General features: G+C 71.2%; 10 protein-coding genes and 1 tRNA gene. 8 read left to right on the top strand and 3 right to left on the bottom strand.

Annotated elements, in window-relative coordinates; all coding sequences use genetic code 11:
- Positions 1–34 precede the first annotated feature (34 nt).
- The 3 genes from HNR67_RS28685 (at position 35) to HNR67_RS28695 (ending at position 3,526) form a co-directional block, all read left to right on the top strand.
- On the top strand, positions 35–1,270 hold the full coding sequence (locus HNR67_RS28685; protein ID WP_185005313.1) for an FAD-dependent oxidoreductase: 1,236 nt from the start codon (positions 35–37) through the stop codon (positions 1,268–1,270).
- Entirely contained in the window at positions 1,267–2,637 is a 1,371-nt protein-coding gene (locus tag HNR67_RS28690) for an MFS transporter (RefSeq protein WP_185005314.1), read from the top strand. The genes HNR67_RS28685 and HNR67_RS28690 overlap by 4 nt, the downstream gene beginning before the upstream one ends.
- 106 nt (positions 2,638–2,743) lie before the next feature.
- Positions 2,744–3,526, top strand: a complete 783-nt coding sequence (locus HNR67_RS28695; protein WP_185005315.1) for an MOSC domain-containing protein — start codon at positions 2,744–2,746, stop codon at positions 3,524–3,526.
- Here the strand turns inward: HNR67_RS28695 and HNR67_RS28700 are convergent.
- Complete coding sequence (locus HNR67_RS28700; protein WP_185005316.1) at positions 3,523–4,425, bottom strand: LysR substrate-binding domain-containing protein; 903 nt, start codon at positions 4,423–4,425, stop codon at positions 3,523–3,525. The genes HNR67_RS28695 and HNR67_RS28700 overlap by 4 nt on opposite strands.
- A gap of 86 nt (positions 4,426–4,511) precedes the next feature.
- Between HNR67_RS28700 and HNR67_RS28705 the strand changes: the two genes are divergently transcribed.
- The gene (locus HNR67_RS28705) at positions 4,512–5,840 is read left to right on the top strand and encodes an aspartate aminotransferase family protein (protein WP_185005317.1); all 1,329 of its coding nucleotides are present in this window, start codon (positions 4,512–4,514) and stop codon (positions 5,838–5,840) included.
- A 126-nt stretch (positions 5,841–5,966) separates the two neighbouring features.
- Here the strand turns inward: HNR67_RS28705 and HNR67_RS28710 are convergent.
- Positions 5,967–6,040 (bottom strand) — tRNA-Arg (locus HNR67_RS28710).
- A gap of 285 nt (positions 6,041–6,325) precedes the next feature.
- On the opposite strand from HNR67_RS28710, the gene HNR67_RS28715 reads away from it, so the two are divergent.
- Entirely contained in the window at positions 6,326–6,847 is a 522-nt protein-coding gene (locus HNR67_RS28715; protein ID WP_185005318.1) for an RICIN domain-containing protein, read from the top strand.
- Here the strand turns inward: HNR67_RS28715 and HNR67_RS28720 are convergent.
- A complete protein-coding gene (locus tag HNR67_RS28720; protein ID WP_185005319.1) occupies positions 6,829–7,653 on the bottom strand; it encodes an AfsR/SARP family transcriptional regulator in 825 nt (274 codons plus the stop codon). The genes HNR67_RS28715 and HNR67_RS28720 overlap by 19 nt on opposite strands.
- A 100-nt stretch (positions 7,654–7,753) precedes the next feature.
- Between HNR67_RS28720 and HNR67_RS28725 the strand changes: the two genes are divergently transcribed.
- From HNR67_RS28725 to HNR67_RS28735, 3 genes are all read left to right on the top strand, one after another.
- The gene (locus tag HNR67_RS28725; protein ID WP_185005320.1) at positions 7,754–8,716 is read left to right on the top strand and encodes a helix-turn-helix domain-containing protein; all 963 of its coding nucleotides are present in this window, start codon (positions 7,754–7,756) and stop codon (positions 8,714–8,716) included.
- Positions 8,717–8,743: 27 nt separating this feature from the next.
- The gene (locus tag HNR67_RS28730) at positions 8,744–9,238 is read left to right on the top strand and encodes a DUF309 domain-containing protein (protein WP_185005321.1); all 495 of its coding nucleotides are present in this window, start codon (positions 8,744–8,746) and stop codon (positions 9,236–9,238) included.
- 253 nt (positions 9,239–9,491) lie between these two features.
- Positions 9,492–11,156 carry a flavin monoamine oxidase family protein gene (locus tag HNR67_RS28735; protein ID WP_185005322.1) on the top strand — a complete coding sequence of 555 codons (1,665 nt, stop codon included), beginning with the start codon at positions 9,492–9,494 and terminating at the stop codon, positions 11,154–11,156.

Below are 11,156 nucleotides of genomic sequence, written 5' to 3' on the forward strand. Positions count from 1 at the left end.
TGAATCAGAGGTGGGATCTGCCTACCTTCGCAGCATGCCGTCGTTGTACTGGGACGCCGACGTGGTGATCGTGGGCGGTGGTGTCGCCGGTGCCGGCACCGCGCACGCGCTGGCCACCGTTGGCGTGTCCTCGATCGTGCTGGAACGTTCGGCGGACTTCCCCGAACTCAACCGGGGTGACGTCATCCAGCCCCTGTCGCTGGGGCTGCTCGACAAGTGGGGCGTGTTGCCGCACATCCACGGTTATCAGGTGGTGGCCTCGGGTATCCACCACCGGGTGCACGGATTCCTTGGCGAGTGGGGCTTCGCGGACCTGGAGATCGATCATCCACATCAGACGGTGTTGCGGCACACCAACATCCACCGTGCCCTGCACGCCGCCTTCGCCGGGCACGGCGATCTGGTGTCGGTGCGGCGGGGCGCGCGGGTGTCCGCGCCACTGTTCGACGACCGAGACGGCGCGCTGCGCGGGGTCACCGGCACGATCGGGGGCGAGCCGTTCCGGGCGCTCGGCCGGATCGTGGTGGCCGCCGACGGCCCCGCCTCGCCGTTGCGCCGGGCCGCAGGCATCCGGTTCGAGCAGCGGTACCGCTACGACCACGTGCACCTGATGACCACCTGCCCGCGCCCAGACGCGCCGCAGCTGGATCACCGCACCGCGCGTTATGTCGGCGCGGACGGGATCACCATGATCATCCCGCTGGACGGCGGCACGCAGGTGCGGGTCGCCGTGCAGCTCCCGGTGGCCGAGGAGATGGCATGGCGGGCCCTGGAACCGGGGCGGCTGTGGCGGCGGATGGTGGCCCGAGCCCCGATGCTGGCCGGTGCGCCCTCGGCGTTGGCGGGCGAGCCGCACACCTACCGCGCCCACCTCGCGCACGCCGAGCGCTACGTCCAGGGCAACCTCTGCCTGGTCGGCGACGCGGCCCACGTGGTCCCGCCGACCCTGGGACAGGGCATGAACATGGCGATGCTGGACGCGGACGTGCTGGCCGCCGTGGTGCGGCGCACCCTGGACGGCGCGGCGACCCTGGATCTCTACGACCGGTTGCGCCGCCCGGCGAACGAGATCGTGCTGGCCTCCTCGCACGAACAGACCCTGGTCCAGACCGCGACCGGTCCCGAGGTGGATGAGCACGTGCTGCGGAACTACGCCTGGCTGGCCGATCCGGTGCGCCGTCGCGAGGTCGCCGAACGCGTCGCGGGCCTGCACAACAAGACAGCCGAGCAACTCGGCATCCTCGACCTGGCGGGAGACTGTCGCCGATGACCAGTACGGTCAACCACGGCGCGCTGATCGCGGCGCGCATCGACCGGCTGCCGGTGTCCAGGCTGACCGTCCGGGCGCGGCTGGTGATCGGCGCGGTCACCTTCTTCGACGGCTTCGACCAGCTGCTCATCGCCTACGCCTTGCCCGCCCTGCGGGCCGAGTACCACCTGGGCGCGGTCGCGACCACGTTCACCATCACCGTCGGCTCGGTCGGCATGCTGCTCGGCGCGCTGCTCACCGGCAGGCTGGCCGACCGCTTCGGCCGGGTGCCGGTGGTGCTGTGGTGCCTGCTGCTGTACTCCCTGAGCAGCCTGTTCGCCGCGCTCGCGCCGGGCATCGAATGGTTGCAGGCAGCCAGATTCCTGCAGGGCATCGGCATCGGCGGCGAGGTGCTGGTGGCCGCCACCTACATCAGCGAGATCATCGGCCCGCGCACGCGCGGCAGGTTCGTGCTCGTCTACGAACTGGCTTTCGTGGCGGGACTCGCGGCCGCCTCGCTGGTCTCCGCCTGGGTGGTGCCCGTCTTCGGCTGGCGGGTCCTGTTCGCGGTGGGCGCGCTGCCGGTGCTGCTGGCGATCGGATTGCGGACGGTGCCCGAATCGCCCCGGTGGCTGGCCGCCCGAGGCCGCCACCAGGAGGCCGAGGCGGTCGTGGACCGGTTCGAGGCGTCGGCGCGCAGGCAGTTCGGCCCGCTGCCCGATCCCGCGCCGGCACCGGCGCTGGCGCCGCCTGTCAGCGCCGGTGATTCCACGAGCGTGCTGGATCTGTTCCGGGGCAGGTATCTGCGCCGCACGGTCGTGGTCTCGGTGCTGTGGTTCGTCTCGTTCCTGGTGAACTACGGCCTCACCTCCTGGCTGCCCACGATCTACACCAGCGTCTTCCACCTGGACGTGGGCACCTCGCTCACCTACAGCATGATCACCACCGTCGCCGGGTTCGCCGGCAGCATCCTGATCGCCGTCACCGTCGACCGGGTGGGCAGACGAGCCGGTCTGATCACGGGATTGTCCGGCGGGGCCGTGGTGCTCACGGCAGCCGCGCTGGTCGCACCGACGACCGGCCTGGGCGTGCTGCTGTTCGTCTCCACCGCCGCGTTCTTCGTCTTCGCGGTCAACCTGGCACTCAACCTCTACGGCCCCGAGCTGTACCCCACCCGATCGCGCGCGGCGGGCGCGAGCATCGGCGGCGTGTTCGCCCGCCTCGGCGTCATCACCGGCCCGATCATCACCGGCCTGGCGGTCGGCACCGGCGGCGGCATCACCCCGGTGTTCGCCGTGCTGGCCGTGGCCAGCGTCCTCGGCGCGCTCACCGTCGCCCTCTACGGCGTGGAAACCGCCCGCCGCCCGCTGGAAACCCTGTCTCCATGAGGACCTGATCTGGAAGGCCACTGCTGGCATCGACTCAAGAACAACCCAATCTGTCAGGACTTCCAAGGGCCTCCTCCGCGGAGGAGGCCCTAGTACCTTGGGGCGCATGGCAATCGTGCACTCGCTGGCGGTGTACCCGATCAAGGGGTGTGCCGGGGTTGTGCTGGAGCGGGCCGAGGTGACGCCGACCGGGCTGGCCCACGACCGGCTGTTCGCGGTGGTCGGGCCGGACGGGGACACCTGCTGGCAGGGTGCGACGCCACGACTGGCGGTGATCCGCGGTCAGTTGCGGCACGAGGGCGCGAAGCTGGCGTTGAGCGCGCCCGGCGCCGATGAGCTGGTGCTGGATGTGGCCACGGACGGGGCGGCTCGGCCGGTCGAGGTGGAGAAGTGGCCGGGGGCCGGGATCGACCAGGGTGCGGAGGCCGCCGAATGGGTGTCCGGGGTGGTCGGTCAGCCGGTGCGTCTGGTGCGTGAGCCTGCCAGGGCGAGTCGGACCGGGGTCGATCCGACCGCGTTGCTGGTGCTCTCATTGTCCTCTTTGGACTGTCTGAACGAGCGGATCCTGGAGCGGGGGGCCGATCCGGTGCCGATGGACCGGTTCCGGCCCAACATCGTCATCAGTGGCTGGCCCGAGCCGCACACCGAGGACCGGGTGGGCCGGATGACCATCGGCGGCGCCCGGATCGGCTTTGGCGAGCTGGCCATCCGCTGCGCGGTCACCCTGGTCGACCAGTCGGTCGGGACGCGGGTCGGACCCGAGCCGTTGCGCACCCTGGCCACCTACCGCCGGGAACCCGAAGGGGTGAGCTTCGGGTTGAAGGCGGCTGTGCTCCGCCCCGGCTCAATCGCCGTCGGCGATGCGGTCACCGTCGAGGAATGGCGCTAGGGGCCGGACAGGCCGGCGGGCACCGGGAGGCGGCGGATGGTTTCCAGCAGCAGGTTCACCGCGGGGCGCGGCCGGGCGCCCTGGCGCAGCACCGCGGTGATGGTGCGGGTGACGGCCGGGCTCAGTTCGCGGGTGGCGACCCGGTAGCGCTGGTCGACCGCCAGTGCGGGCAGCAGTGCCACCGACAGGCCGGCCTCCACGTGCTGCAGGGTCATCAGGTAGTTGCTGAACCGGCACACCACCCGCGGCTCGAACCCGGCCTGGCGGCACAGCCGGGTGGTCACGTTGGCCATGTAGGAGCCGGGCATGTCGAAGGCCCACGGCTCGCCCGCGCAGGTGGCCAGGTCCACCGGGCCGTGTCCGGCCTGCTCGGGTGGGACCACCAGCACCACCGGGTCAACGGCCAGGGGCACCACGTCGACGTCCGGGCCCAGTGGGATCTCCACGAAGTCCGGGGTGGTGATGATCAGGTCGACCTCGCCGACCCGTAGGGCCGGGATGCTCTCGTGCGGTTCCAGCTCCAGGAGTTCGATCTCCAGGTGCGGGTGGGTGCGGGCGAGCTGGGTGGCCGCGGGCACGGCCAGGCTGTGGATGGCGCTCTGGAAGGCGCCCAGCCGGACCAGGCCGGTGGGTTCCTCGCCGAGGACGCGCAGTTCGGCCTCGACGGTGTCCATGTGGTCCAGGATCGACCGCGCGTGCCGGGCCAGCAGCTGCCCGGCCGGGGTCAGCCGGACCCGGCGGCCGGTGCGTTCCAGCAGCTGGGTGCGGGTTTCCGCCTCCAGGACGGCGAGTTGCTGGGACACGCTGGAGGCGCTCTGCCTGGCCGCCTGGGCGACCGCGCGCACGGTGCCCAGGGTGTCCAGCTGGCTCAGCAGCCGCAGCCGCCACGGGTTCAGCATGCCGCCATTGTTGTTCGGTTCCGCCGAACAGGACAGTCGGAATTGTGAGCTGGACCCGTTGCTCGGCCGGTCGTAGCGTCGAGGTCATGGCTGCTCCGACCACCGGTACCCCGGTCACCGAGTTCTGGGCCGACGTCGACCGCCACCTGGTGCGTTACGGCGGCACGTTCACCCCCGAGATCATCGCCAGCGCGGAAGGCAGCTTCCTGCGCACGGAGGATGGCCGCCGGATCCTGGACTTCACCTCCGGGCAGATGAGCGCGATCCTCGGCCACTCGCACCCGGCCATCGTCGAGACGGTGCGCCGCCAGATCGGCACCCTGGACCACCTGTTCAGCGGCATGCTCAGCCGCCCGGTGGTCGAGCTGGCCCGCCGCCTGGCCGGGACGCTGCCCGCGCCGCTGGAGAAGGTGCAGCTGCTGACCACCGGCGCGGAGTCCAACGAGGCCGCGCTGCGCATGGCGAAGCTGGTCACCGGCAAGCACGAGATCGTCTCCTTCGCCCGGTCCTGGCACGGCATGACCCAGGCCGCGGCCGGCGCCACCTACAGCGCGGGCCGCCGTGGCTACGGTCCGGCCGCGCCCGGCAACTTCGCCATCCCCGCCCCAAACACCTACCGCCCGGACTTCCTCGCCGCCGACGGCAGCCTGGACTGGCGGCGGCAGCTGGACTTCGGCTTCGACCTGATCGACGCCCAGTCCACCGGCAACCTGGCCGCCTGCCTGGTCGAACCGATCCTGTCCTCCGGCGGCGTGCTCGAACCCCCGCCCGGCTACTTCGCCGCGCTGCGCGAGAAGTGCCGCGAGCGCGGCATGTTGCTGATCCTGGACGAGGCGCAGACCGGCCTGTGCCGCACCGGCACCTGGTACGCCTTCGAACGCGACGGCATCGTCCCGGACATCCTCACCCTGTCCAAGACCCTGGGCGCCGGACTGCCGCTGGCCGCGGTGATCACCAGCGCGGAGAGCGAGCAGGAGGCGCACGAGCGCGGCTACCTGTTCTTCACCACCCACGTCTCCGACCCGCTGGTCGCCGCGGTCGGCAACACCGTGCTCGACGTGCTGGAGCGCGATGGCCTCGACCAGCGCGCGGTGCGGCTGGGCGAGGTGCTGCGGAGCGGGTTGCACGAGCTGGCCGGGCGGCACGAGGTGGTCGGCGACGTGCGCGGCCGGGGCCTGCTGGTGGGGCTGGAACTGGTGGTGGACCGGGAGACCAAGCAGGGCTCGGACGCCCTGGGCGCGGCGGTGACCCAGCGCTGCCTGGAACTGGGGCTGCACATGAACATCGTGCAGCTGCCGGGGATGGGCGGGGTGTTCCGGATCGCGCCGGCGCTGACCGCCACCGAGCAGGAACTGGTACTGGGCCTGGAGATCCTGGACCAGGCCATCGGCGAGGTGACCAGGGACTGGCCGTGATGGTCGCGCGCCGTGGTGCCGACCCACGTGCGCCGGGATCATGACTCCCGGCTGGCTGCCGAGCCGCGCGCGTCGCGTTGCCCCCGCCCGGACCGGGCGGGGTGATGCCCTGGGCGGAATTGGTCGCACCCCTGCCAGGATTCGAACCCGGGACCTCCGCATCCGTAATGCGGCGCTCTATCCAACTGAGCTACAGAGGTAAGTCGAAATACATTTCAGGCACACCAAACAAAGAAAGCCGCCCTTGTCGGTTTCCCGATGGGCGGCTCCCTGGTCACGACGTGGTGCACGTCATGGCGGGGAGCCGGTGCTGCGCGAGGATCGTCGGGTGTGACGCCGCATGTTCATCATGTTCGTCATAACCCCTCCTCGCTCGTGGTGTGCGTTCATCATTGCCCACCGCCGAACCCGGGTCAATCCCATTTCGCGAATGGATCCAAGAATCCTCCAAGAACTGTCCATGCCGGCTCCGGCACCGTGCTCCCATGCGAACACACCGCAAAATCGCGATCTTCGTCGCGATAGTCACCATGGTCATCCTCAGCGCCGGAACAACGGCCTCCGCCGCGGCGGCGCCGCCGCCGTTCACCGCGCACATGAAGTTCCTGCACAGCGGGAAGTGCCTGGAGACCGCCAACAACGCCGGGCACAACGGAGCCCGGGTCCAGCAATGGGAGTGCCTGGCGCAACCCGCCGCGTACTGGATCTTCAACCTGAACCCCGCGAAGGGCGTGTGGATCCAGCACCGGGACCACCCTGCCCAGTGCCTGAAGATCGCCGGGCCCAGCAAGGCCAACGGGGCCAGGGCCGAGCTGTACACCTGCGCGGACCAGGCCGAGGCGTACTGGGAGTTGCGGCAGAAGGAGAACGACCCCCGGTACTTCTACCTGGTCAACCGCTACAGCGGGAAGTGCCTGCAGATCGCCGGGCGCGGCATGGCCAACGGGGCGGTTGCCGAGCAGTGGGACTGCCAGGGGCAGCAGAACGCCTACTTCAACCGGGACTGAGCACCAGCGGAGGGCCTGGGGCCGGTGTGGACAGGTCGTCCGCGCCAGCCCCAGCCGACCCGCTCACCCGGACCCGGGGCCAGCCCGCGCAGGATCCGGCAGTGCAGTTGCCGAAGCGGCATACCGGGATCCACGCCCAGTTCGGTCACCAGCCTGGTGCGCACCACCTCGAAGTGTGCCAGCGCCTCGGCCGCGCGGCCGGACTGCCAGAGCGCGGTCATCAGCTGGGCGGCGGCGCGTTCGTCCAGCGGGTGGGCGGTGGCCCTGCTGGTGAGGGCGGGCAGCAGTTCGGAGTGGCGGCCCTGGCCCAGCGCGAGGTCGGCGTGGTCCAGTTCGGCGATCAGGCGTTGGGCGTGCAGGGTGTCGCGCAGGTTGTTGAACCACGGCAGGTCCACCCCGGCGCAGAACTCGCCCCGCCACAGCGCGAGCGCCTGCTCGAACAGGGCGGTCGCCAGGTCCGGGTCCGGTTCGACCCGGGCGCGGCGGAGCAGGTCCTGGAAGCGGTGCAGATCCAGTGCGTGTTCAGGGGTGGCGAGCAGGTAGCCGTCGGTGGTGCGTTCGATCGCGGCCCCGCCGGTCCGGTCCAGGATCGCGCGCAGCCTGGAGAGGTAGGAGTACAGGGTGGCCCGGCTGCTGGGTGGCCTGCGCCGGCCCCACAGGCGATCTTCCAGTACGGGCAACGGAACCGGGCGGCCGGACTCGGCCAGCAGGGCCGCCAGGACCACGCGTTGCTTGGCGTGACCCAGGTGAATCCCGCGGTTGCCCGAGTACATCTCGATCACGCCCAGCAAAGCGAAATCCACCATGTGCGGCACACTTTCCCCCCTGGCCCATCCCCCTCCAGGTTGAACGTCGCGGTACCTCGGGGTAAGGCCGCTGGCAGTCAGCTCCCGATACATTCGCGCCATGGTGGTGACCGGGGGGCAACGCCTGCGAGTGGTGGTGCCGTTGCTGGGCGGGGTGGGGTTGTTCGAGCTGGCGGTGCCCTGCGAGGTGTTCGGCTGCGACCGGGTGGACCTGACCCCGCGCTGGTACCACCTGACGCTGTGCCAGGCCGATCCCGGGCCGCGGCGCACCCCGGACGGGCTACGCCTGGAGGCGCCGGCCGGCCTGGCCGCGCTGGAGACGGCCGACCTGGTGGTGGTGCCGGCCGGCATCTCCTCGCGGCCGCCGGAGTCGCTGCTGGCCGCGCTGCGGCGGGCCCATCGGCGTGGCGCGCGGCTGGCCACGGTGTGCTCGGGGGTGTTCGTGCTGGCCGCGGCCGGGTTGCTGGAGGGGCGCACGGTGACCACGCACTGGATGTACGCCGAGCGGCTGCGCCGGGACCATCCGGGCATCCGGGTGGCGGAGAGCGCGCTGTACACCGACGACGGCGACATCCTCACCAGCGGCGGCACCGCGGCCGGGATCGACCTGTGCCTGCACATCGTGCGCAAGGACTTCGGCACCGCGATCGCCGCCGAGGTCGGGCGGCGGATGGTGATCGCCCCGCACCGGGAGGGCGACCAGACCCAGTACATCCCGCCACCCGCCGCGCCCGCGGGTCAGGCCGACAGCCTGGGCTCGGTGCTGGACTGGGCACTGCACCGGTTGCACGAGCCGTTGACGTTGCGGCAGTTCGCCGAACGCGCGGCGATGAGCACCCGGACCTTCGGCAGGCACTTCAGCAGGCAGGTCGGCCTCACCCCGCTGCGCTGGCTGAACCAGCAGCGGCTGACCGCGGCCAGGGAACTCCTGGAGACCACCGACCTCACTGTGGACCGCATCGCCGAGCGCACCGGGTTCGCCACCGGTCAGCTGCTTCGCCAGCACTTCCGCCGGGCGCTGCGGACCACTCCTTCTGCCTACCGGCGCACGTTCGGCGCCTGAGCGAGGCGGCGGTGGGATGATGGGCGGGTGAGTTCGGATGGCAGTGCGCAGCAGCTCGACCGGGACCGCGACGACGAGGGCCGGGCCCGCAACGCCCGCCCACGGGACGGGCTCGGCAGACCACTGCCGCACGGCGCCCCCGGCATCGAACGCCTGCCAGAGGGCGTCGTCCGCACACCCGAGGTCACCCTGACCGAGGCGCAGCGGCTCCTGGACGCGGGCATGCCCTTCCACGCGCACGAGATCCTGGAGGACGCCTGGAAGTCCTCGGACGAGGAGCACAGGATGCTGTGGAAGGGGCTGGCGCAGCTCGCGGTGGGGGCCACCCATGCCGCCCGCGGGAATCGGACCGGCGCGTTCAGCCTGCTCCAGCGCGGGGCCGGGAACATCGAGGCGTACCAGCGGGATTCGCCGTACGGGATCGATGTGGCCGGGTTGCTCGGGTGGGCGCTGGCGCAGGCGGCCGAACTGGAGCACGGGCTTGGCGAGCTGAGCACACCCCGGCTGCGCGCGGGCCACTGACCCCGGGGTGACCGACCGTAGTGGCCGGGTGCCGCTGCGGGGTCGACGGTCGCTTGTGGACGGTGCGGGCCGGCAGTTTCTGGCCAGTTCTGGTCAGCTACTGGCGTCGGGGCGTGCGGGAAAGTCCAATCAGCTCTGGGAAAACCCCTCGACTTGGCGGCGTATCGAGCCCTTGTCGGGGTGTGGACGGGCGGGTTAGCGTCGCGCCGCGAGTCGCGCCCGCCCGCACCCGAGCGACCCGAACCGGCGGCAGATGACCAACTCTCCCTTGGGCTTGTCCCCCGAGCTGACCATGCTCGGCCCCGACTTCCCGTTCTCCTATGACCATTGGCTGGCTCACCCGGCCGGGCTGGGTGTGCTGCCTGCCGACCGGTGTGGGGCGCCGGTCGCGGTGGTGGGCGGCGGGATCGCGGGGATCACCGCGGCGTATGAGTTGCTGCGCCTGGGTTTGCGGCCGGTGGTGTACGAGCCGGGGGCGATCGGTGGCCGGATGCGGTCGGTGGCCTTTCCCGGTCATCCGGACCAGCACGCCGAGATGGGCGCGATGCGGTTTCCGCCGACGGCGCGGGCATTGGCGCACTACATCGACCTGGTCGGGCTGGCAACCCGGCCGTTCCCGAACCCACTCGCGGAGTGCACACCGGCCACCCTGGTCGACCTCGGCGGACAGCAGCATCTGGCCAGGGAACTGGCTGATCTGCCCTCGCTGTACCAGGAGGTGGCCGACGCCTGGGACAAGACGCTGCGGGAATCGGCCGAACTCGCCACCCTGGACGACGCGTTGCGGCGGCGGGAGGTGGGCACGCTCAAGGCGGTGTGGAACCGTCTGGTGGCCGAGCTGGACGACACCTCCTTCCACGGTTTCCTGGCCACCTCGCCGTTCTTCGCCTCCTTCCGGCACCGGGAGGTCTTCGGGCAGGTCGGCTTCGGCACCGGCGGCTGGGACACCGACTTCCCCAACACCGTCCTCGATGTGCTGCGGCTGGTGCTGACCGGCGCCAACGAGGACCAGGTGAGCATTGTCGGCGGCTGCCAGCGGTTGCCGGAACGGTTGTGGGCGCACGCCCCCGCGGACGCGGCGCACTGGCCGGCTGGGACCTCGCTGGCCGGATTGCACGGTGGCGCGCCGCGGCCCGCGGTGACCGGGCTGGCCAGGGTGGGCGACGGATTCGCGGTCACCGACGCGGACGGGCGCGTCGAGCAGTACCCGGCGGTGGTGGTGACCGCGCCGCACCGGGTGCTGGTGACCAGGGTCGAGGGCGCGCGGGCGTTGTTCTCGGCCGCGGACTGGACCGCGCTGGAACGCACGCACTACATGTGCGCGTCCAAGCTGTATGTGTTGGTGGACCGGCCTTTCTGGCAGGACCTGGACCCGGCCACCGGCGAGCCGGTGCTGGCGATGACCTTGACCGACCGGTCGCCGCGCAGCACCTACCTCCTGGACGACGGACCGGACCGGCCAGCGGTGATGTGCCTGTCCTACACCTGGAACGACGATTCGCTGAAGGTCGCGCCGCTGAGCGCCGAACAGCGCCTGGACGTGACACTGCGGGCGCTGGCCGACATCTACCCCGGGGTGGACATCCGCTCGCACATCATCGCCGGGCCGCTGTGCGTGTCCTGGGAGGACGAACCGGACTTCCTGGGCGCCTTCAAGGCCAACCTGCCCGGCCACTACCGTTACCAGCGCAGGCTGTTCACCCACTTCATGCAGGCGGACGCGCCACCCGAGCGGCGCGGGCTGTTCCTGGCCGGTGACGACGTGTCGTGGACGGGCGGCTTCGCGGAGGGGGCGGTGACCACCGCGCTCAACGCCGTCTGGGGGGTGCTGCACCACCTCGGCGGCGGCGCCCGGCCGGACAACCCGGGTCCGGGGGACCTGTTCGACCGGTTCGCGCCGGTCGCCCTGCCCGAATGA

Origin of the sequence: Crossiella cryophila (genome assembly GCF_014204915.1) — a bacterium.
Classification (GTDB): Bacteria; Actinomycetota; Actinomycetes; order Mycobacteriales; family Pseudonocardiaceae; genus Crossiella; species Crossiella cryophila.